At 71.2% G+C, this 21339-nt stretch carries 16 protein-coding genes; 4 read left to right on the forward strand and 12 right to left on the reverse strand.

What is annotated here, in order from left to right:
* Positions 1-78 precede the first annotated feature (78 nt).
* On the forward strand, positions 79-1365 hold the full coding sequence (locus tag NKJ47_RS06680; RefSeq protein ID WP_254460715.1) for an O-acetylhomoserine aminocarboxypropyltransferase/cysteine synthase family protein: 1287 nt from the start codon (positions 79-81) through the stop codon (positions 1363-1365).
* A gap of 208 nt (positions 1366-1573) precedes the next feature.
* Here the strand turns inward: NKJ47_RS06680 and NKJ47_RS06685 are convergent, their stop codons facing one another.
* On the reverse strand, positions 1574-2476 hold the full coding sequence (locus NKJ47_RS06685) for a LysR family transcriptional regulator (RefSeq protein ID WP_254460716.1): 903 nt from the start codon (positions 2474-2476) through the stop codon (positions 1574-1576).
* 95 nt (positions 2477-2571) lie between these two features.
* Here NKJ47_RS06685 and NKJ47_RS06690 point away from each other — a divergent pair, with 95 nt between their 5' ends.
* On the forward strand, positions 2572-4608 hold the full coding sequence (locus tag NKJ47_RS06690; protein ID WP_254460717.1) for an FUSC family protein: 2037 nt from the start codon (positions 2572-2574) through the stop codon (positions 4606-4608).
* A 1-nt stretch (position 4609) separates the two neighbouring features.
* On the opposite strand, the gene NKJ47_RS06695 is transcribed toward NKJ47_RS06690, so the two are convergent.
* Positions 4610-4867, reverse strand: coding sequence for an SDR family oxidoreductase (locus NKJ47_RS06695; protein WP_254460718.1), 258 nt, complete (start codon positions 4865-4867; stop codon positions 4610-4612).
* Positions 4868-4922: 55 nt separating this feature from the next.
* The gene (locus tag NKJ47_RS06700; RefSeq protein WP_429002525.1) at positions 4923-5711 is read right to left on the reverse strand and encodes an AraC family transcriptional regulator; all 789 of its coding nucleotides are present in this window, start codon (positions 5709-5711) and stop codon (positions 4923-4925) included.
* A 71-nt stretch (positions 5712-5782) separates the two neighbouring features.
* Here NKJ47_RS06700 and NKJ47_RS06705 point away from each other — a divergent pair, with 71 nt between their 5' ends.
* On the forward strand, positions 5783-7033 hold the full coding sequence (locus tag NKJ47_RS06705; protein WP_302329811.1) for an MFS transporter: 1251 nt from the start codon (positions 5783-5785) through the stop codon (positions 7031-7033).
* A gap of 103 nt (positions 7034-7136) precedes the next feature.
* A complete protein-coding gene (locus tag NKJ47_RS06710; protein ID WP_254460719.1) occupies positions 7137-8222 on the forward strand; it encodes a sterol desaturase family protein in 1086 nt (361 codons plus the stop codon).
* Between the two features lie 212 nt (positions 8223-8434).
* Here the strand turns inward: NKJ47_RS06710 and NKJ47_RS06715 are convergent, their stop codons facing one another.
* The 9 genes from NKJ47_RS06715 to ybaL all read right to left on the reverse strand — a co-directional run bounded on the left by NKJ47_RS06715 (position 8435) and on the right by ybaL (position 21030).
* Positions 8435-8749 carry a PsiF family protein gene (locus NKJ47_RS06715; protein WP_254460720.1) on the reverse strand — a complete coding sequence of 105 codons (315 nt, stop codon included), beginning with the start codon at positions 8747-8749 and terminating at the stop codon, positions 8435-8437.
* 54 nt (positions 8750-8803) lie between these two features.
* Positions 8804-10057 (reverse strand): type III PLP-dependent enzyme, encoded by a 1254-nt coding sequence (locus tag NKJ47_RS06720; RefSeq protein WP_254460721.1) that lies wholly within the window; start codon positions 10055-10057, stop codon positions 8804-8806.
* Positions 10054-11811, reverse strand: a complete 1758-nt coding sequence (locus tag NKJ47_RS06725; RefSeq protein WP_254460722.1) for an IucA/IucC family protein — start codon at positions 11809-11811, stop codon at positions 10054-10056. The genes NKJ47_RS06720 and NKJ47_RS06725 overlap by 4 nt, the downstream gene beginning before the upstream one ends.
* A complete protein-coding gene (locus tag NKJ47_RS06730) occupies positions 11789-12961 on the reverse strand; it encodes an MFS transporter (protein ID WP_254460723.1) in 1173 nt (390 codons plus the stop codon). Before NKJ47_RS06730 ends, NKJ47_RS06725 begins: the two co-directional genes overlap by 23 nt.
* On the reverse strand, positions 12958-14754 hold the full coding sequence (locus tag NKJ47_RS06735; protein ID WP_343237528.1) for an IucA/IucC family protein: 1797 nt from the start codon (positions 14752-14754) through the stop codon (positions 12958-12960). The genes NKJ47_RS06730 and NKJ47_RS06735 overlap by 4 nt, the downstream gene beginning before the upstream one ends.
* Positions 14751-15977, reverse strand: coding sequence for a siderophore biosynthesis protein PvsA (locus tag NKJ47_RS06740; protein WP_254460724.1), 1227 nt, complete (start codon positions 15975-15977; stop codon positions 14751-14753). The genes NKJ47_RS06735 and NKJ47_RS06740 overlap by 4 nt, the downstream gene beginning before the upstream one ends.
* 250 nt (positions 15978-16227) lie before the next feature.
* Positions 16228-18306, reverse strand: a complete 2079-nt coding sequence (locus tag NKJ47_RS06745) for a TonB-dependent receptor family protein (protein ID WP_254461360.1) — start codon at positions 18304-18306, stop codon at positions 16228-16230.
* Between the two features lie 78 nt (positions 18307-18384).
* Positions 18385-19116 carry an HpcH/HpaI aldolase family protein gene (locus tag NKJ47_RS06750; RefSeq protein WP_254460725.1) on the reverse strand — a complete coding sequence of 244 codons (732 nt, stop codon included), beginning with the start codon at positions 19114-19116 and terminating at the stop codon, positions 18385-18387.
* 234 nt (positions 19117-19350) lie between these two features.
* The gene (gene ybaL, locus NKJ47_RS06755) at positions 19351-21030 is read right to left on the reverse strand and encodes a YbaL family putative K(+) efflux transporter (RefSeq protein ID WP_254460726.1); all 1680 of its coding nucleotides are present in this window, start codon (positions 21028-21030) and stop codon (positions 19351-19353) included.
* Positions 21031-21339: the final 309 nt, after the last annotated feature.

Raw genomic sequence — 21339 nt, forward strand, 5'->3', positions numbered from 1 at the left:
ATGGCCTGATAACCGCAGGTTCGCATGCGCGGTTGCGCGCAGCGCTATCGTCTGCGCTCCCGTTGCCGAGAGCCGCCCATGTCCGACCCGAACTGGAAGCTGGAAACCATCGCCGTGCACGGCGGCTATCGCCCCGATCCGACCACCCGCGCGGTGGCGGTGCCGATCTACCAGACCGTGGCCTACGCGTTCGACGACACCCAGCACGGCGCCGACCTGTTCGACCTGAAGGTGCAGGGCAACATCTACAGCCGCATCATGAACCCCACCACCGACGTGCTGGAGCAGCGCATCGCCGCGCTGGAAGGCGGCATCGGCGCGCTGGCGGTGGCCTCCGGGCAGGCGGCGGTGACCTACGCCATCCAGACCATCGCCGAGGCTGGCGACAACATCGTCTCCTCCAGCGCACTGTACGGCGGCACCTACAACCTGTTCGCGCATACGCTGCCGCTGTCCGGGATCCAGACCCGCTTCGCCGACTACCGCGATCCCGGCGCGTTCGCCGGGCTGATCGACGAACGCACCAAGGCGGTCTTCGTCGAGTCGATCGGCAATCCGCGCGGCAACGTCACCGATCTTGAGGCGGTCGCCGCCATCGCCCACGCCCACGGCGTGCCGCTGATCGTCGACAACACCGTGCCCACGCCGTACCTGTTGCGGCCGTTCGAGTACGGCGCCGACATCGTGGTGCATTCGCTGACCAAGTACCTGGGCGGCCACGGCACCAGCCTGGGCGGGGCGATCGTCGATTCCGGGCGCTTCCCGTGGGTGGCGCACGCGCAGCGCTTCCGCCGCCTCAACGAGCCGGACGTGAGCTACCACGGCGTGGTCTACACCGAGGCGCTGGGCGAGGCCGCCTACATCGGCCGCGCGCGGGTGGTGCCGCTGCGCAACACCGGCGCGGCGCTGTCGCCGTTCAACGCCTTCCAGATCCTGCAGGGAATCGAGACGCTGCCGCTGCGCATGGACCGGATCAACCAGAACGCGCTGGCGCTGGCGCGGCATCTGCAGGGCGAAGCCAAGGTGGAGTGGGTCAACTACGCCGGCCTGCCGGACCATCCCGAGCACACGCTGGCGCAGAAGTACCTGCGCGGACACGGCTCCGGCGTGCTGACCTTCGGCCTGCGCGGCGGCCGCGCTGCCGGCGCGCGCTTCCTCGACGCGCTGCAGCTGTTCACCCGCCTGGTCAACATCGGCGACGCCAAGTCGCTGGCCACCCATCCGGCGTCCACCACGCACCGCCAGCTCTCGCCCGAAGAGCTGCAGCGCAGCGGCGTCAGCGAGGACACGGTGCGGCTGTCGGTGGGCATCGAGCACATCGACGACCTGCTCGCCGACCTGCAGCAGGCGTTGGCGCAGGCCTGAGCGCGAGGCGGCATCGCCGCGATGGAGGCTTCTGCAGCACTGCTTCTGAGGCTGCAGGGCACCTCCAATAACCTGAGGAAGTGTCCTGTAGGAGCGGCTTCAGCCGCGACGGCGCGTTCCCGGAAACGCCCGTCGCGGCTGAAGCCGTTCCGACCGGGCAACGTGCCGCCGGCTGATGGTGCCTGAAGCAGGCGATGGGAGGTGCCTTTCAGTCGGACACGCGCCAATCGGCGAAGATCTCCAGCAGGAAGTCGACGAAGGCGCGCACCTTGCGTTCCTGTGTTGCGCGACGCGGATAGAGCGCGCTGATCTCCAGATCCGGCCAGCGCTGCCAGCCTGGCAGCAGGTGCACCAACTGGCCCTGGTCCAGCCGCGACTGGACCAATGGCTGGGAGAGCAGGGCAATGCCGGCCCCTTGGGCGACCTGGCGGATCACCGTGGTCGATTCGTTTGAAATCAGCACCGGACGCAGGGTCATCTCGATCGATTCGCCGGTGCTGTGCCGCAACGCCCAGACCACGAGCGGGGCATCCGCGCCGACCGCGAGCACGGCGTGGCCGAGGAGGTCTTTGGGGTGGACAGGCGTGCCGGCGCGGGCCAGGTAATCGGGGCTGCTCACCAGGATGGCGCGTGAGGCGCCCAACGGCCGCGCGACGTAGCTGGCGTGGGGCGGTGGCCCGACATGGACCGCAACGTCCAGGCCATGGCTGAGCAGGTCCAGCGGCTGATCGTCGTAGGTCAGCGCCAGTTGCACGCCTGGATGGCGCTGGCGGAATCGCGCCAGCTGCGGCTCCAGCACCAGCAAGCCCAGCGCATAGGGGGCAAGCACGCGCAGGGTGCCGCGCGCCTGAGCGCGCAGGTCGCGCGCGGCCTGCACGGCATCCTGCAGGATCTGCTCGGCCTCCACGCAGCGGGCATAGAAAGCGCGCCCGGCCTCGGACACAGTCAGCCGCCGGGTCGTGCGGTGGAGGAGTTGCACACCCAATGCCTGTTCCAGCGCCTTGATGCGACGGCTGACGCTGGTCAACGGCACGCGCGCCTGGCGCGCGGCGGCGGTCAGGCTGCCGTGTTCGACCACGCGCAGGAACAGCCGCACGTTGTCGAAGTCCACGCCGCCAGTGCGTCCATTTTCTCCCGTTTCTGGAAAGAGTCTATCCATCTGCGGCCGCATTATGCTGAAAACCGTCTGCCCGTACGATGACGGCCATGCGCCTGCCCTGCTTCGACCCGGTGTCGGTGGTCCGACTACGTCCTTCTCCCGATGTCTGGTTCGCGCTTCGGACCACGGCCGCCGCGCTGCTGGCGCTTGCCATCGCGCTGCTCTGTTCGATGGAAGACCCCAAGTGGGCGGCGATGACGGTCTTCATCGTGGCCCAGGCCGACCGCGGCATGAGCGTGGTCAAGGCGCGCAACCGCATCGTGGGCACGCTGGTGGGGGCCAGCATGGCCGTGGTGCTGATGGGCCTGTTCGGCCAGGCGCCGCCGTTGTTCATGATCGCGCTGGCGCTGTGGCTGGGCGCCTGCACCGGCCTGGCCAGCGTCGTCTCGGCCTTCCGCAGCTATGGCGTGGTGCTGGCCGGCTACACGGCGGTGATCGTGGGCATGTCTTCCACCGCCCATCCGCAGCAGGTGTTCGATATCGCCGTGGCGCGCGCGACCGAGATCCTGCTGGGCATTGCGGTCGAAGGCGTCATGGCGTCGATCTTCTCGCCGGCGTCGCCGCGCCCGGCACTGGAGCTACGACTGGAGGCCTATCTGCGCCAGGGCAGTGCGCTGGCCGCGCGCCTGCTGCGCGGCGAGGCGACGGGCACGCAGATCCATGGCTTCTTCGCCGGCGCGTTGGCGCTCAACGACGCGGTCGACTATGCCGCCGCGCGCTCGCGCGAGATCGCGCGGCTGGGCGGCCGCCTGCGTCACATCAGTTACCTGATGCTGGCGCAGCTGTTGGCGGCGCAATCGTGCCGGGTCGGCCTGGACGGACGCGCGCCTTCGCGTGCGCTACGCGGCGTGCACGACCTGTTGGTCCAGCGCGCCGAGGGCCGGCCGCCTGATGACGAAGCACTGGCCGCCGCGCTGGGGCGGCTCGATCGGCGCCATCGCCGCCTGCGCCGGCTGTGCCTGTATCGGCGCGACGCCTTCGACCGTGCCTTCGCGCTGGAACACGCGCGCACCCTCGTGCGCGACTTGCAGGCAAGCCAGCAGGAACAGGCGGCATTCGAACAGGGCCAGCCGTCGCGCCGCCGCTTTGCCACGCGCCGTCATCGGGACCTGTACGAGGCGGTGTACAACGGAGCGCGCGCCTTCCTGGCGATGGGGGCGGCGTCGCTGTTCTGGGTCTACAGCGGCTGGAGCGCCGGTTCGGGCATGGTGACCATCGTCGGCGTGGTGTGCGCGCTGTATGCGACCCGGCCCGATCCGGTGTCCGGCAGTCTCGGCTTCCTCAAGGGCGCCGGGTTGGCGGCGCTGGCCGCCTTCGTGTGCATCGTCTGGCTGCTGCCGTGGGTGGAGGATTTCGCCGGGCTGGCGGTGGTGCTGGCGCCGTTCCTGATCCTGGCTGGGCTGGCGATGCGACGGCCGTCGACGGCCGCGCTGGGCGCCAGCGGCTCGATCTTCTTCATCGATCTGCTGGGGCCGCTCAACGGCACCAATACTGGCGTGGTGCAACTGTTCAATGGCGCGCTGACGCTCTTGCTGGGAATCGGCATCGGCCTGCTGATGTTCACCGTGCTGCTGCCCAGTGGCGCCGAGCGTTACCTGCGCCGGCTTCGGCGTTCGGTCGATGCCGATCTCGCGGTGATCGCGCTGCATCCGCGGCGCATGCAACGGCGGGCATGGTTCGGTCTGATGGCCGACCGCATGCGCGCGCGCCTGGGCCTGGCCGCCGCGCTGCCGGAGGCGGCGCTGCAGCGCGATCTGGCTGCATTGCTCGGCGCGCTGGGCGTAGGCGGCGACGCGCTTGCGCTGGCGCGGACCGATGCCACGCCGGGGCCGCGGGTGCGTGCGGTGCTGCGCCGGCTTGCGCGCGGCGACCTGCCCGGCGTGGCCCAGCAGGCCATGCGCGCGGCGCGCCACCATGCCGGCGTGGCCGGCGATCGGCAGGACGCGCAGGCCCAGGTGCACTGGCGCACGGCGATGGTGCTGTGGGACATGGCGCTTTGCGCGCGCGAGTACCTCCAGGCCGGCTCTGAAGAACGCGTGCGACTGCAGGCGCCACTGACGCCCTCGGCGCCGCTGCAGTCCTGAGCTAGGCCCACGATTTGATCGACCGGCCGGGCTGCACCGAGCAGGTCGGTTGCTGCGGCCGCGCGGGCGTTCGGACCCGCGCGAACCCGCCGTCCGCGAACACCTCGCTGCCGGTCATGCAGCCGCTCTCGTCCGAGGCCAGGAACAGTGCCGTCGCCGCGACTTCTTCCGCGCGCCCGATGCGGCCCAACGGCGCCTGCGCGGTCATGCCCGCGACGATCGCCTCCTGCTGGCCCGTGCCAGACAGCACCAGGTCCACCCGGGCGTGGTGGCTGCGCTGTCGATGCGCTGCCTCCGCCGCAGCATGTGCGCCGCTAGCGGAAGAACTGGCTCGGCGGCTGCCCGAACTGGCGCTTGAACATGGCGGTGAATGCGCTGGGGCTGTCGTAGCCCAGGTCCACCGCCACGTCGATGATGCGGTCGCCGGCGGCCAGCCGCTCCAGCCCGCGCAACAGGCGCAGTTGCTGCCGCCACTGGCCGAAGCGCATCTGCAGTTCGCGCTGGCACAGGCGCTGGATGGTCTTGACGTCCACGCCCAGTTGCGCGGCCCAGGCGTGCAGGGTGGTGGGGTCGGCCGGGTCGGTATCGAGCGCGGCAGCGATCCGCAGCAGGCGCGGATCGTGCGGCTGCGGCAGGTACAGCGGCAGCGCCGGCAGCGCGTGCAGTTCGTCCAGGATCAGCCGCATCAGCCGCCCGTCGCGCGAGTCGGCGGAATGGTCCCAGGGGATCTCGGCGGCGCTGCGGATCAGCGCTTCCAGCAGCGGTTCCACCGCCACCACCGCCGGCGTGTCGGGCATGCCGGCGATCGCGTCGGGGCGGATGTACAGGCTGCGCATGCGCAGGATGCCGATCCAGCGCACGCTGTGTTCGGTGCCCGCCGGCATCCACAGCGCGCGCGTGCTCGGCACCACCCAGTGGCCCTGGCCCGAGCGCACCACCATCAGCCCGGACACCGCGTAGACCAGTTGGTGGCGGGCGTGGCGATGCGGGGCGATGGCGCTGTCGCGGGGGTAGTCGGTGGCCTTGCACACCACGTCGGCCAGCGCGTCGTCGACGTTGCGGGACGCTGGCGGCGGCGGTGTGCCCTTTTCGCGATAGGGGATGGTCACGTCGCGCAGGAAGGTCGGATGCCGGAAGCCTACCATGCGCCCATTCCCGCGTTGCCCGTTCCGCCATGTCCACTCTGCGCCCCGCCGCATCCGCCACCACGCCCGCTTCCTCCCCAGCCGCCAGCCCCGCCGCACCGCGCACGCTCGTCGCCGGGGTGCTCGCGGCGATCACGTCCTCGCACCTGATCAACGACATGGTGCAGTCGCTGATCCTGGCGCTGTATCCGGTGCTCAAGGGCGAGTTCCATCTGAGTTTCGCCCAGGTCGGCATGATCACCCTGACCGGCCAGATCACCGCCTCGCTGTTCCAGCCGCTGATCGGGCTGCGCACCGATCGCCGCCCGGCGCCGTACTCGCTGTCGCTGGGCATGGCCTCCAGCCTGTGCGGCCTGCTGTTGCTGGCCTATGCGCCGAACTTCTGGATGGTGCTGCTGGCCGCGGCGCTGGTCGGGATCGGCTCGGCGGTGTTCCATCCGGAATCCTCGCGCATCGCGCGGCTGGCCTCGGGCGGTCGTCATGGGCTGGCGCAATCGGTGTTCCAGGTCGGTGGCAACACCGGCAGCGCGCTGGGGCCGCTGATCGCCGCGGCGGTGATCGTGCCCAACGGCCGCCACAGCGTGGCCTGGTTCGGCGCGGCGGCGTTGCTCGGCATCGCCCTGCTGTCCTACGTCGGCCGCTGGTACGCGCTGCACCTGCAGGCGCAGCGCGTGGCGCCGCGGGCGCCGGTGGCGGTGGCGCCGTTGCCGCGCGCCACCGCGCTGCGCATCGTCGCGGTGCTGCTGGTGCTGATCTTCTCCAAGTACTTCTACATCGCCGGACTCAGCAGTTACTACACGCTGTACCTGATCCAGCGTTTCGGCGTGTCGGTGCAGAGCGCGCAGTTGCATCTGTTCGCCTTCCTGGCCGCCGCGGCGGTCGGCACGCTGATCGGCGGCCCGGTCGGCGACCGCATCGGCCGCAAGCCGGTGATCTGGGTGTCGATCCTGGGCGTGGCGCCATTCGCGCTGGCGTTGCCGCACGTGGGCCTGACCGCGGCCACCGCACTGACCGTGCTGATCGGCCTGGTGCTGTCCTCGGCGTTCTCGGCGATCCTGGTGTACGCGCAGGAAATGATGCCCGGGCGCATCGGCACGATTTCCGGGCTGTTCTTCGGTTTCGCCTTCGGCATGGGCGGGCTGGGCGCGGCGGTGCTGGGCCTGCTCGCCGACCGCCACGGCATCGTCTTCGTGTACCAACTGATGTCGTTCCTGCCGCTGCTGGGTATCGTCGCGGCGCTGTTGCCGAGCCGGCGGCCGGGCGCCGCCGCGGCGCACTAGCGCGACCGCGCGCGGCCGGCCTCGGCCGACGCGGACAGCTTGGCGAAAGCCGGCGGCGGCATGCTGTCGCGTCGGCCGTCGCGCCCCCCATCGCCGTCTTCGCATGCCCGTCATCGCCCTGGTCTCGTCCATTGCCCACGCCTGGTCCACGCTGGTCGACCTGGTCGCCAGCCATGCGGTGGCGCCGCTGCTGGCCGCGCTGCACCTGACCGGGCTCAGCGACGACCCGCACGACATCGCCGCCTCGCTGCTGGTGGCGGCGCTGCAGCTGTCCATCATCGGCGTGCTGTTCCGGCCGCTGGAGAGCCTGTGGCCGGCCGAACGCTGGGAGCACCGGCGGCTGGCGCGCATCGACTTCCACTACACCTGGCTGATGTTGATCGGGGTGTTCCCGCTGTTCTCGTTCCTGATCCTGACCCCGGTGGTAAACGCGCTGGGCGGCACCGACCCCAATGCCGCGGCGGCGCCGGAGACGGGCCTGCGCCATGTCTGGCCGTGGCTGGACCGGCATCCGCTGGCGCTGTTCGCGCTGTACTACCTGGCCTACGACTTCACCTACTACTGGATGCACCGGGTGCAGCACTGGATGCCGTGGTGGTGGGCGATGCACAGCATGCACCACAGCCAGCGCCAGCTCAGCTGCTGGGCCAACGACCGCAGCAACTACCTGGACGGCATGCTGCAGTCGTTCGTGCTGGCCGCGGTGGGCATCGCCTTCGGCATCGAGGCCGACGAGTTCGCCTGGCTGATGCTGCTCGGCGAACTGGTGCAGAACCTCTCGCACGCCAACGTGCGCTTCGGCTTCGGCCCGGTGCTCAACAAGCTCCTGGTCGATCCGCTGTTCCACCGCCTGCACCACATGCGCGTGGACCCGGAGCGGCCCGGCCTGCACAACTGCAACTTCGGCCAGGTGTTCGCGTTCTGGGACGTGCTGTTCGGCACCGCGCTGTACGGCGAACCGGTGCGGCCGACCGGGGTGGGCGATCCGATGGTGGACCGCGACAACGACCTGGGCCTGGTCGCGTTGCAGTGGGAAGGACTCAAGCGCTTCTGGGGCGCGGTGCGGCGCCGCTCCGGCTGGACCCCGGGCGAGGTGGCATTCGGCGAGGACTATGCGCCGATCCCGGTGGATCATGGGGGGATGCCGGTGAGTGGCGGGGATTCGGGAGTCGGGAGTCGGGAGTCGTAGGCGCGGTGGCGTTGGGCGATACGGTCCTGCCGGCTTCGCTGGCTGTCGTGCCCTCACCCCAACCCCTCTCCCGGAGGGAGAGGGGCTAGCGCTTTTCCTTCTCCCATCGGGAGAAAGTGCCCCGCAGGGGGCGGATGAGGGTAAAGGCGCAGCCTCGTGCACCCAAACACTTCACCCCAACCCCTCTCCTGGCGGGAGAGGGGTCAGTCGGTTCACTGCTTTTTGAGGCAGCCGCTCATGAAAGTCTTGCGGGCGTCGCCCTGCAGTTTCTGCGTGGCCGCCTGGGCGTTGCAGTCCTTCATCCGTTGCTGGGATGCGTTGCCCGCCGCCGGGGCGGTGCCGCCACTGAGACAGGCCTTCTGCGCGCTCTTGTACTCCTCGCCTTTCTTGCCCTTGTTCTGGGCCGAGCACTTGGCCATCAAGGTTTGTTGTGCGGTTTGCGGCTTGGTCGCGGCGGTGGCCAGCAGCGGGGCGGCGGTGACGCTCAGCAGCAGACAGATGGCGGCGAAGCGAGCGGAACGGGTCATGGCGGCAGCTCCGGTTGAATGTGCCGGCAGGGTGCGCCGGCACGGATGACCGGATCATGACGCGGCGGCTGCCGGGTCGGCAATGCGGCGCTGCGGCATGATGTCGGCGGCCTGCGCCGGGCCGTCGAGGAACAGCATCTGCGGCGGCGGATGCATCAGGAACTGCTGGTGCGAGATGTTCCAGGCGTAGGCGCCAGCCAGCGGGAACGCCAGGCAGTCGCCGGGCGCCAGCGCGGCCACCGGCTGGTCGCGGGCCAGCACGTCCTTGGGCGTGCACAGCTGGCCGACCAGGGTCACCCGCGCGTTGCGCAGCACCGGCGGCTGCATGCCGCGCAGCACCAGGAACGGATGGTCGTGGCCCTGCGCGGCGGGCGTGCGGAAATGATGGGTGCCGCCGCGGCCGATGGCGAACTGCGCGCCATGGCTGCGCTTGATGTCCAGCACCTCCATCAGGTACCAGCCGCAGGCGGCGCTGACGTAGCGGCCCGGTTCCAGGCGCAGCTGCAGGCCCTCGCCGTGCGTGCGCAGCAGCGCCGGCAGGCCCGCGCAGAACGCGGCCCAGTCGAACGAGGCCGCCGGATCGGCGTAGTCCACGCCGAAGCCGCCGCCGGCGTTCACCGTCAGCGGGCCCAGCGCATAGGCCTGACGCCAGCCCTGCACGGTCTGCAGGTAGTGCGCGATCAGCCGCAGCTGCAGTTGCGCATCGCGCTGGTGCGACAGCAAGTGGAAGTGGAAGCCGTCCAGGCGCAGACCGCTCGCGCCGCGCAGCACCTGCATGGTCGCGTCCAGGTCTTCCACGTCCAGGCCGAACGGCGAGGGCCGCCCGCCCATCACCAGACGCGTGTCCTGCATGCCTGGCACCACGATGTTCAGGCGCAGGAACACCGACAGCGGCCGTGTGCGCGCCGCGGCGATGCGGGCAAGCCGTTGCAGTTCGCCCAGGCTTTCCACGTGCACGCTGCAGTCGGGCAGGCTCGCGGCCAGCTGCAGCTCGGCATCGAGCTTGCCGGGGCCGCCGAACAGCAGCCGGCGGCCCGGCTGCTGCGCGTGCAGCCACTGCAGCTCGCCGCCGGACGCCGCCTCGAAGCCGTCCACCCACGGCGCCAGGGTGCGCAGCAGCGCCGGCTCGGCATTGGCCTTGGCCGCATAGAACAGTTCGCAACCGGCCGGCAGGTGCGCGCGCAGCATCGCCGCGTGCGCCTGCAGCGCCGCCAGGTCGTAGACGTAGGCGCAGACCGGGCCGTCGGCCTGTGCGCGCAGCCGCGCCAGGGCCGCCGGCAGCGGCGCCGGATCGATGCGCAGGCTCATGCCGCGACCTGCCGCAGCGTCGCGGCGCCGATCGGGTTGGGCAGGAAGCTGTAGTCGGCATGGCGGTCGGCGCGCTGCAGCAGGCGCAGGCGCAGGTTGTTCTTGGCCGGCAGCGGCGCGCCCTCAAGAAGGGCCTGCAGCGCCGGCTGCGCGCCGTGGCGGTGCTGCCAGCTGCGGGCGATGTCGCCGACGATCTGCCACAGCTGCCGTTCGCGGCGGTCGTGGCCGTCGGCGAGGTGGAAGATCGCCTCGGCCAGGTTGTTGACCAGCGCGCAGTAGGCGATGCGGTTCCAGCCGCGTTCGGCGCTGTAGTACAGCGACTGCCGCGCGGTTTCGGACATGCCGGGCAGGCGCGCGGCCGGCCAGCGCGACGGCAGCAGCTTGGTGCCTTCCAGGTCGCGGATCCATACCTGCGTCGGCAGCCCGTCCTCGCAGCCGATCACGGTGTTCTGCAGGTGCGGCTCCAGCACGATGCCGTAGGCGAACCAGGCGCTCCACACGCCGTCCAGCAGCAACTGCGCATAGGCGCGGAACCAGGTCGCGGTGGCCGCCTCCAGGCTGCTGCCGCTGCGCTGCGCCAGCGTCCGCAACGCGGCGGCACAGGCCGGCCGGCCATGGGCGTCGTTGGTGAACAGAGCGCCGGCCACCTGCGGGCGATAGCGCGCCCGCTGCGTTGCCGGGATCGCCTGCCGGTACAGCATGCCGAAGCTCTCGCCGAGTGCACGGCAGGCCTGGGCGTCGGCGTCCAGCGCGGAGAAGTCCAGGTCGGTGGCGGCCGGCTCCAGCAGCACGTGGAAGCCGGGCACGCGCTGCGCCAGCGCCTGCCAGTCCGGTGCCAGCAGGCGGGTCAGCGCCACCGCGCTTTCCAGTTCGTACCAGGCGTTCTTGCGCACGCAGTTGGTCAGGCGCACATGCACCGACAGCTTGAGGAAATAGTCGAGGTCGGCGTGGTACAGCGTGCGCACCGACGAGGTCGGACGCAGCGCCAGACCGCGCTCGCCCAGCGGTTCGATCCAGCCACGCGCCTGCGCCTGGCGCAGGAGCGGGTGCGCCAGCACGCGTTCGGCTTCCCACGGATGGCACGGGTACAGGCCGGCGCCGCCGCCGGCCTGCGCCAGGGTCGCGCGCACGTCCTGGCCCTGCGCGCGGTACAGGCGCGGATCAATGCGGAACCAGAACAGCGGGAAGGCGCTGCGCGCTTCCGGCGAGCACGCCAGCACCTGTTCCAGCGGCACGCCCTCGCGGCTCTTGGGCGTGGGATGGAAGGCATGTCCCCACAGCATCGACTGCTCGGCATCGATCAGCGCCTCGCCGGTGGGCGGCGCGGTCTCGGCCTGGCGCAGCAACTGCGCGGTGATGGCGATGCTGTTGGCGCTCTGCGCCAGCAGTTCCAGGTTGGGCGCCTGTTCGCCCTCGCTCAGCTCCTGCAGCAGCAGGCGCACCAGTGCCTCTGCATCCAGGCAGTGCCAGGGATGGCCGTCGGCCTTGAGGTAGGGCGCCGAGGCGAAGCGGCAGCGGCCCAGGCGGTCGGCATGCGCCAGGCGTACGCACAGCCTCGCACCGGAGGGCAGGCGCAGGCGCAGCCAGCGTTCGCCGGCGGCGGCCACGCCGGGCCGGTCCCGGCCACGGTAGTCGAATTCGGCCAAGCCGCGACCGAGCGCGACTTCGCGCAGGTAGCAGTTGAGCCAGCAAGTGATCGCCTGCGCTTGCGCCAGGCTGTCGTACCACGGGTCATGCATCGGCAACGGGGACATGGATGGTTCTCCGAACGGACGTGAGCATCAGGGCCGGCAGCAGCGCCAGCAGGGCGGCCGCGGCGGCGGCGAGGAACGGCACGGCCAGACCATGGCCTTGCACCAGGGCGCCGGCGAGGGCGCCGCCGGCGACGCCGGCGTACTTGCCGGCGGCATCGAATCGGCCGAACAACTGGCCCGCGCCGCGGCCGCCGGCGATCTCGGCGAGGCTGCGGTTGAGGCCGCGCAGCGCCATCCACATGCCCAGGCCGAACAGCAGCCGCGCCGCGATCAGCCAGCCGGGCGTGGCCGGCGCCATCTGCAGCAGGCAGGCCAGTGCGAACAGCGCCAGGCCCACGGGCAGCGGCGACGCGCGGTGGTCGCGGCCGCGCCAGCACGGCATCAGCACCAGGTAGACCAGGTGCGGCAGGCTGTACAGCAGGCCGGCGACCGCGCTGCTGCCGATGCCGTGCGCTTGCGCATACGGCAGGAAGTACGGAAACGTCACCACCATCGCGAAGCAGAACAGGAACTGCGCGGTCCACAGCGCCCAGCGCTGGCGGCGCTGCGCCGCGTCCACGTGCGGCACGGCGGGCGCGGACGCGGGTATCGTCGGCGCGCGCGGCGGATCGGCCGGCAACCGCCAGCTGAGCGCGAAGGCGAGCAGCGGCAGCAGCGCCAGATAGCGGTACAGCGACTGTGCCGGCCCCAGCGCGGTGGCCAGGCCGAGCAGCGCCGGGGCGGTGACCATCGCCAGCCGCGCCGAGAACTGGGTCCAGTCCAGCGCCCGTGCCAGCGAGCCGCTCTGTGCCTGGCTGCTGAGATACGCGTTGGTCGCGGCCAGCGAGCCGCCGCAGGCGCCCTGCACGATCAGACCGGCGACCAGCCAGCCCAGGTTCGGGGCGAAGCCGGCCATGGCGAAGCCCAGCGCCAGGCCGAGCTGCGCGCGCAGCAGCGAGCGCTTGCGTCCGTAGCGGTCCGCCAGCCGCCCCCAGGCGCCGGCGGTGAGCGCGGTGCACAGCGTCGGCAGCACGTACAGCACGCCGCTCCAGCCGATCGCCGCGCCCGGCGCCAGCTGCTGCAGCACCTGCGGCAGGAACAGCGGCATGCCCAGTGCGGTGAAGGCGGCCAGGTAGTGCGCGGCCAGCACCGGGCCGAGCAGGCGCTTCATCGCGCCGTCCCGGCCGCGAGCGCACGCGCCGCCAGCGCGTCCTCGCGCAGCAGGTTGGGCGCGCTGTCGCCGTAGAACTTGTTGATGTCCGCCGCGCCGGTGATCTGCTTGCCGAGCAGGCTGCCGGCGCTGAGCAGGTACTTCACCGGCAGCTTCGGTGCGTCCAGCAGCGCCTGCGCCGGCGCGGTGTCGATGCCGTCCTCGCGCAGCGCGCGCAGGGTGCCGTGCAGGCGCGCGCGCAGCAATGCGTACAGCGGCGCGCGCAGCCCCGGTTGCCATTCCGCCAACCCTTCCAGCACCGCCTGCAGGTCCAACTGCAGGATGATGGTGCAGAACATCCGCGCCAGCGCGGCGTCGTCCTGCACCGGGATGCGCGCATCGCGCGGCGCGCCCAGCGCGGCCAGCGCCGGCCGTTGCGCGTGCAGGCGCGACAGCAGCACCCGCGCCGCGTCGTTGTCCTTGAGCAGCAGCCGCGGCGCGCGGCCGGCGGCATAGATCAGCACGCTGTTCTGCTGGTTGGCCTCCAGCGCGATGCCGTAGCGCAGCCACAGCCGCAGGTGCACCTGGCACATCAGCGCCAGGTAGCCGTCCCACCAGGCGCTGAGGTCGCCACCATGGAAGCGTTCGGCCAGGTGCACCGCCAGTGGCCGTCCATCCGGCAACGCCGCGCACAGGCCGGCCACCGGCACCAGGGTCGCCTCCGGCAGCGCCGGATAGCGGCGCAGCAGGTAGGACAGATGCCGGGTCTCGCCGACATGGCCGGCATGCGCCTCGTCCACGTGCAGGTAGCGTTCACCCAGCGCCGGATCGTGCGCGGCGAGGTCGCGCAGCACGCGTTCGAACCAGTGCCCGTCGTACAGCGTGGACGGCTTGATCAGGCGCAGGTTGAGCGCGCCGAGGGTGCGCATCGGCACCGGCAGCTTCAGGTGATGATCGGGAAACGCCAGCGGGATCACCGTGCGCAGCGACAGCGACGGGCGCACCTGCAGCCATGGCTGCGGCGCGGCGATCGCGCCCTCCGGCAGGGCGAAGGCGTCCTCGCCCAGGCGCGCGAAGACCAGCGGGTGCAGTGGCCAGGCGACATGGTCGGCGTCCAGCGCCGGGTCCAGGCCGAGCATGCTCGGGCGCGGCCAGAACGCCGGCGGCGGCGTGGTCTGGGTGACCTGCGCGGCCGGCAGCGCCAGCCAGCGCAGCGCGAAGCTGGGGCCGAACTCCGGCGCGTAGCGCGGCAGGTCGGCGTCGTCGAGGCCGAGCTTGGCGCGTGCGCTGGGATAGAACGGATGGTCGCGGTGGCTGGCCAGCTGTTCGCAGCGATAGGCGCGTTCGTACGCGTCGGCGGCATCCAGCGCGCCGGCCAGCAGCGGCCGTTGCTGCGCGTAGGCCTGCCGCGCCAGCGCGCGCTGGCGCACCGCGCACTCGGCTTCCTCGACATAGGCGCGGTGCAGGGCCTGGGTCTGCGCGTCGAGCCCGGCGCTCAGCCGCGCCAGCCACTGCGCCGCGCCGGATTCGAACGTGCTGCGCTGCGAAGTGTGCAGGACCCAGCCGTCGCTGCAGGCACTGACGGTCTGCAGGTAGCCGGCGCGGCGCAGCGGCAGCCACAGTTCGCCATCGGGCAGATGCCCGATGCGCCACCAGGTGGCGTCCGCCGGCAGCGGCGCCTGCGCCCAGGCGGCGAGCACCGCCGGCGGTGGGGTGGCGGCAGCGCCGCGGCTGACGATGCCGTGCAGGTCCTCGCGCAGGCAGGCGTCGATCACGCGCAGGTCGATGTAGCGGCGGTCGGCGTCCCGGTTCATGCGGCCGCTCCGGTGGCGGTGTCGATGCGCCAGCGCAGCGATGCCTCGGCGCTGGCCAGCGCCTGCTGCAGGTCCGACTCGGTGTCGGCGAGCACGTCCAGCACGCCCAGGTAATCCTTGTTGGAATGGCTCAGGCGGATGGCGTCGCCAGGTTGCCGCAGGCGCCGGTAGCGCGCTTCCCAGCCGGCGTCGCTGCTGCCGTGGTCGGCGCTGGCCACCGCCAGCGTGCCGTCGTGCTCGGCCACGTAGTAGCGCACCAGCGCCTGCGCGCGGCGCGCCTGCAGCGCCGGCAGCGGCCGACTCAGGTGCAGGCCGAGCACGCTGTCGAACCAGTGCCCGCCGAACAGGCGATGGAGCAGGAATTCGCGGCCGTCGCCGATGCTGCGGTAGTTGATCTCCACCAGCACCGGCCCGTCGGCGGTGAGGATGAATTCGCTGTGGCACACGCCGAAGCCGATGCCGAACGCCTGCAGTTGCGTCAGCGCCTGCTGCAGCACCGGCGTGTCGGTGGCGCCGCGCCAGCGCGCCTCGCACTCGACGAAGTGCGGCGGTGCCGACAGTTGCACGTCGAAGCCGCCGATCGGCAGCAAGGTGCGCCCATCGCCGAGCGTTTCCAGGGTGAACAGCGGTCCCTCCAGCACGCTCTCCAGCAACACGCTGCGCTGTGGGTGACGTTGCCAGAAGTCGTCCAGGTAGGCCTGCAGCGCCGCCGCGTCGGCGCAGTGGCGCACGTCCAGGCTGGCCACGCCTTCGCGCGGCTTGGCGATCAGCGGCCAGGGCGCCTGCGCCGGCGGCAGCGCGCCCGGCGTCAGGCTGCAGAACCACGGCGCCGGCAGGCCGAGCGCGCGCAGGCGCTGGCGCATCGCCGCCTTGTTCTTGGCCGCGTAGCAGACCTGCCAGTCCTTGCCCGGCACGCCGAGCGCGGCGGCGACCACGGCGGCGCTGGTCTGCAGGTGGTCGCTGTTGCTGAACACCGCGCGCGGCGGCTGCGGCAGGCTGCCGAGCAGGTCGAGCACGCCCAGCGGATTGAACACGTCGCACTCCAGCACCTGCACCGGCGCGGCCGGCGGATGCCGGCGGAAGTGGTCGAGGTGGGCGTGGCGATGGTCGGTCAGCAGCAGCACCGGCACGCCCAAACGCTGTGCGGCGGGGAGGAAGCCATCGGTTACCGCCGGGTGGCAGACGTGGCTGAGGATCAGCAGGGGAGCGTCGTGCGGGATCATGTGCGGGTCTCGTCGGGCGCAGGCGCACGCACGCCGCCGGCGCGGCCGCGCGGGCGCGGACACGGGAGGCATGCGCCGCGGCTGCGGCAGGTCGTGTGGTTGCCTGGCGCGGCGCATCGGGCGCGCGCTGGGTAGGGGAAAGGACGCGGCTGCGTCCGTGGCATGTGCCCGCGTCTCCCGCGGGCGGCGGCGCGCCGTGCTGGCGCGCGGTGGTGCGGCTGCCGGCGGCGTCGTCCGACGCCGGCGTGGATCAGAAGGTGTACTCGAGGCCAACGGTGACGCTGCGGCCCGGCGCCGGCTGCCGGCCCCAGGGGCTGGTGTCGATGCCGCGGTACCAGTACTTGCGATCGAACAGGTTGTTGACCGCCAGCGACGCGCTGAGCTTGCCGCCGGCGCCTTCGCTGAGCACCTGGCTCAGCTGCGCGTTCCACACCCAGTAGGAGGGCAGTTCGCCGACCGAGGCGATCGCGTTTTCCTGCACGGTGTTGGCCGCATCGCTGAAGGCACGGCTGAAGTAATAGCTGGAAACGGCGACGGTGGTGTGACCGGATTCGGGCCGGTACGCGGCGCCGAGGGTGAGCTGGTTGCGCGAGGTGTAAGGCACGCGCAGGCCCTCGTACACGCCCGATTTCTGCCGCGCGTCCAGGTAGGCGTAGCCGGCGTTGAGGGTCAGCGCGCGCAGTTGCGCCGGGCTCCACTGCAGTTCCACTTCGCCGCCCTGGTGGCGGGTCTTGCCGAGGTTGCGGTAGGTGCGGGTGGTGTTGTCGAGCTGGATCTGCTGGTCGAAGTCGATCAGGTAGCCGCCGAACTGCACGCGGGTGCGTTCGTTGGGCTGGTAGCGCGCGCCGGCCTCGTAGTTCCAGGCCAGTTCGGCGTCGAGGTTGTCGCCGAAGATGATCTGGGTGACCTGCGGCGCGCGCAGCGAGCGCTGCCCGTCGGCGTACAGGTACCACTGCGGGCTGGCCTGGAATCCCAGGGTCAGGCCGGGCAGCACGTCGTCGGTCTTGTTGCGCGTGCGCGCGCCGCTGGCCAGGTTGTAGTAGCGCGAATCGACCTGCTCGTAGCGCAGGCCGGGGGTGACGGTGACGCGGCCGTCGGCGAAGGCGATCGCGTCGCTGACGTAGGCGGCGGCGCCGCGGTCCTTGAAGCGCCAGTCGCGCACCAGGGTGTAGACGCCGTCGCTGAGGCGGGTGTTGCCGACCAGGAAGTCGATGTCCTCGTTGATCGCGCGCGCGCCCAGCGTCCACTGCTGGCGTACCGCGCCGTCGCCCATCGTCCAGCTCAGCCGCGGTTCGCTGCCGTAGACCCGGAAGTCGCGCGGCGCGCTCTGCCGCAGTTGCGGCGGCAGGTCGGCGCGCCAGGTCTCGCTGGCGGCCTGGCGCATGCCGACGATGAAGTTGCGGCTGCTGCGCGCGCTGAAGTTGCTCCAGTCCAGGCGCAGGTCCTGGAACGGACCAAGATCGCCGAAGTCCTGCTGGTAGACCAGCGAGGCGCGGGTGGTGCGGCCGGTGAATGCATCCAGCGGCCGCGTCGACTGGCGCGGATCGCGCAGGTAGTCGGCCGGCGCCAGCGCCCCGGCCAGGTCCATGTTCGCGACATAGCGCTGCACGCTGGCCTTGAGCAGCTTGTCCGGCGCCAGCCACCATTCCGCGCGCAGGCGCAGGTTCTTGATGTCGGTGGCGCTGTGCTCGCGCCAGTAGTCGCCCTTGGTCCAGTTCGCGTCCAGTTGCAGGCCGAAGGTGTCGCTGGCGTAGCCGCCGGTGCTGATCGCGGTGTCGCCGAGGTAATGCCCGGCACCGCCGGCGGTGACCTTCTGTCCCAGCGTGGTGGTCCAGGTGGTGGGAATCTCCGGGCTGATCAGGTTGATCACCCCGCCCACGTTGTTGGGGCCGTACTGCACCGCGGCGCCGCCGCGCACGATGTCGATGCGGTCGATCTGGTTCATGCCCACCGGGAACAGCGACAGGCTGGTCTGTCCGTACGGGGCCAGCGCCAGCGGGATGCCGTCCTCCAGCACCTGTACGCGGCCGCTGCGGCTTTCGTAGAGGCCGCGCAGCATGATCTGCGGCAGCGCGCCGGTGCCGGTCTCGTCGAACACCTTGATGCCCGGCACCTTCTGCAGCGCGTCGTCCAGCGAGCGGTTGGCGCCGGTGCGCAGCTGCGTGCTGTCGATCACCTGGCGGCTGCCGGCGTAGTGCTGCACGTCCTCGACCGTGGAGCGGCCGAGCAGGCTGCCCTGCACCTGCACCGCGTCGAGCTGGCGGATCCGCGCCTGGGCGTCGGCGTCGGGCGGGGTGTCCTCGGCGCGCGCGCTGGAGGGGGCAAGCATGGCGGCGACGAGGGCGACGGCCAGCAGCGAAGGGGAAAGCGAAGCGATCAAGACGACGACTCCAAGGGCACGAAACGGTCAGGGACTGCGCAGGTCGGCCGCGCGCTGGCGCAACGCGGCCTGCAGCAGCGCGCGGTCTTCGCCGGCGAACAGCCACTGCAGGTCCGCCTGTGCCAGCCAATGCGCGCGCTGCGCGGCGTCGCGGGGATTGGGGCAGAACGGCACGCCGGCGGCACGGCAGGCCGCGGCGATCGCCAGCAGGTGTTCCCAGACCTGCGGATGGGTGGGCTGCGGGCCGACGCCCAGGTCCAGCGCCAGGTCCAGCGCGCCTTCCATCACCAGCGACACACCGGGCACCTGCAGGATCTGCGGCAGGGCGCGCACGCCGGCGACGCTCTCGATCATCGGGATCACGCGCAGGCGTTCGCGGCTATGGGCGATGTAGTCGGCCAGGCCCACGCTACCGAAGCCGGTGACGCGGCCGCCGGTGATGCCGCGGCGGCCGTGCGGCGGGAAGTGCGCCGCGGCGACCGCACGCTCGGCCTGCTCGGCGCTGTCCAGTCCGGGCAGGACCACGCCGCGGGCGCCGGCGTCGAGCACCCGGCCGATCAGCTTGGCGTCGACCTCGGGCACCCGCACCCAGGCTTCGCAGCCGCCCAGCTCGCAGGCGCGGATGGCATGTTCCAGCTCGGCTGGCGAGCGCAGCACGTGTTCCAGATCCAGCACCGCGAAGTCGTAGCCGACATGGCCGAACATCTCGCACAGCAGGGCACTGGGTAAGGAGTTGAGCAACCCGATCTTGCTGGCCATGGGGGAGGGCGAGCGGAGCTGGGGAAGGGAGCGCAATCCTGACGGAAACGAGAATGCTTATCAAGACGATTCGTAGCGGGCGTTCACAGTCGCTGTAGACGTTTTCTGTGCGCTACCGCGCTTTTCCCCGCAGCGACTTGCTCTCCGAAGAGGAGTCGCTTTTGCGAATCCCGATTCCCGATTCCCGATTCCCCAATCCCCAATCCCCAATCCCCAATCCCAGCCGCCAAGCGCTCAGCGTGCGGCGGCGCGCAGCCCCCGGTACGGCGGCGTCGCCATCACCATCTCCGCCAGCGAATACGCCAGCTCGCGCTCGGCCATCACCGTGCCGTCGGCGCCGTGGTCGAGCAGGTGCTTGACCTCGGCATCGCTGTGCGCGCGCGCCAGCAGGGTCAGCGCCGGGTTCAGCGCACGCAGCTTGGCCAGCGCCTCGCCGGCCTCCAGCGGCTGCGGGATCGCCAGGATCGCGATCTTGGCCTTCTCCGGATGCGCCTCGGCCAGCACGCGGTCGGCGGCGGCGCTGCCGCGGATGCCGGGGATGCCGTCGGCGTGGGCGCGTTCGACATGGTCGCGGTTGTCGTCGATCACCAGCACCGGCACGCCGCGCTCGCGCAGCACCGCCGCCAGCGCGCTGCCGACCCGGCCGTAGCCGATCACGATGGCGTGGTCGGCCAGGTCCAGCGATGGGCCCGGCGGCAGTTCCGGTTCCACCGTCACCGGCGCTTCCACGGCCTGGCGCGCCTGCCAGCGGTCCAGCCAGGAGAACAGCAGCGGGTTGGCGATGATCGACAGCAGTGCGCCGGCGAGGATCAGGTCGCGGCCGGTCTCGGGCAGGATCGCCAGGCTCACGCCCAGGCCGGCGAGGATGAAGGAGAACTCGCCGATCTGCGCCAGGCTGGTGGAGATGGTCAGGGCGATGCCAGTGGGATGGCCGAACGCCCGTACGATCACGAAAGCGGCCAGCGACTTGCCGACGGTGATGGTCAGGAACGTGGCCAGCACCTGCCAGGGATGCTCGAGCAGGATGTGCGGGTCGAACAGCATGCCCACCGAGACGAAGAACAGCACCGCGAAGGCGTCGCGCAGCGGCAGCGAGTCGCTGGCGGCCTTGTGGCTGAGTTCGGATTCCTTCAGCAGCATGCCGGCGAAGAACGCGCCCAGTGCGAACGACACACCGAACAGGGTCGCCGAGCCGAACGCCACGCCCAGCGCGATCGCCAGCACCGACAGGGTGAACAGCTCGCGCGAGCCGGTCGCGGCGACCTTCTCCAGCGCCCACGGGATGGCGCGGCGGCCGACCACCAGCATGACCGCCACGAACGCCGCCATCTTCAGCAGGGTGACGCCGAGCGCGCCGAGGATCGCACCGGTGTCGGCGCCCTTGCCGCCGAGCGCGTCGGCCAGCGCCGGCAGCAGCACCAGCGCCAGCACCATCACCAGGTCCTCCACGATCAGCCAGCCGACCGCGATGCGCCCGCGCAGGGTTTCCAGCAGGCGCCGTTCCTCCATCGCCCGCAGCAGCACCACGGTACTGGCCACCGACAGCGCCAGGCCGAACACCAGGCCGTGCAGGGTCGGCCAGCCCATGCTCCAGGCCAGGCCCCAGCCGAGCAGGGTGGCGACCGCGATCTGCGCCAGCGCGCCGGGGATCGCGATCCACTTCACTTCCATCAGGTCTTCGAGCGAAAAGTGCAGCCCCACCCCGAACATCAGCAGCATCACGCCCAGTTCCGACAACTGGTTGGCCAGCGCCTGGTCGGCGACGAAGCCCGGCGTGAACGGTCCCACGCAGATGCCGGCCACCAGGTAGCCGACCAGCGGCGAGAGCTTGAGACGGTGGGCGAGCGTACCGAAGAGGAAGGCGAGCGCGAGCCCGACCGCGATGATGTCGATGAGACTGGTGTCGTGATGCATTCAGGATCGCAGAACAAGGGAGCCCCGAGTGTCGCCGATCGGGGCTTTTGTCGGCAAATCGGCGTGCGGCGCCGAAGGGCTGGCGAAGCTTGGGGCGTGACACCTGAAGTCAGCCTCGAACTGCTGTGCCGATAGGTGCTGCGCGCGGATGGGAACCGGAACAGTTGGTCCGCAGCGCATGTCCCCAGCACCGCGCAGGTCGGTGATGGGCGCGGCTCGCCGGCGCTGCTGCTGCGCAGTCGGTGCACTGGGCAGTGTCCCATCGCTGCCTCCGGCCCCACTCCCTGACAGCGTGACTGGGATGGAGGT

Origin of the sequence: Xanthomonas sacchari, assembly GCF_024266585.1 — a bacterium.
Taxonomy (GTDB): Bacteria; Pseudomonadota; Gammaproteobacteria; order Xanthomonadales; family Xanthomonadaceae; genus Xanthomonas_A; species Xanthomonas_A sacchari_C.

Bases quoted from the DNA above. Each gene is read 5' to 3' on its own strand.
- NKJ47_RS06680 (WP_254460715.1), top strand. From the start codon at position 79: ATGTCCGACCCGAACTGGAAGCTGGAAACCATCGCCGTGCACGGCGGC.
- NKJ47_RS06690 (WP_254460717.1), top strand. From the start codon at position 2,572: ATGCGCCTGCCCTGCTTCGACCCGGTGTCGGTGGTCCGACTACGTCCT.
- NKJ47_RS06705 (WP_302329811.1), top strand. From the start codon at position 5,783: ATGTCCACTCTGCGCCCCGCCGCATCCGCCACCACGCCCGCTTCCTCC.
- NKJ47_RS06710 (WP_254460719.1), top strand. From the start codon at position 7,137: ATGCCCGTCATCGCCCTGGTCTCGTCCATTGCCCACGCCTGGTCCACG.
- NKJ47_RS06715 (WP_254460720.1), bottom strand. From the start codon at position 8,749: ATGACCCGTTCCGCTCGCTTCGCCGCCATCTGTCTGCTGCTGAGCGTC.
- NKJ47_RS06720 (WP_254460721.1), bottom strand. From the start codon at position 10,057: ATGAGCCTGCGCATCGATCCGGCGCCGCTGCCGGCGGCCCTGGCGCGG.
- NKJ47_RS06725 (WP_254460722.1), bottom strand. From the start codon at position 11,811: ATGTCCCCGTTGCCGATGCATGACCCGTGGTACGACAGCCTGGCGCAA.
- NKJ47_RS06730 (WP_254460723.1), bottom strand. From the start codon at position 12,961: ATGAAGCGCCTGCTCGGCCCGGTGCTGGCCGCGCACTACCTGGCCGCC.
- NKJ47_RS06735 (WP_343237528.1), bottom strand. From the start codon at position 14,754: ATGAACCGGGACGCCGACCGCCGCTACATCGACCTGCGCGTGATCGAC.
- NKJ47_RS06740 (WP_254460724.1), bottom strand. From the start codon at position 15,977: ATGATCCCGCACGACGCTCCCCTGCTGATCCTCAGCCACGTCTGCCAC.
- NKJ47_RS06745 (WP_254461360.1), bottom strand. From the start codon at position 18,306: ATGCTTGCCCCCTCCAGCGCGCGCGCCGAGGACACCCCGCCCGACGCC.
- NKJ47_RS06750 (WP_254460725.1), bottom strand. From the start codon at position 19,116: ATGGCCAGCAAGATCGGGTTGCTCAACTCCTTACCCAGTGCCCTGCTG.
- ybaL (WP_254460726.1), bottom strand. From the start codon at position 21,030: ATGCATCACGACACCAGTCTCATCGACATCATCGCGGTCGGGCTCGCG.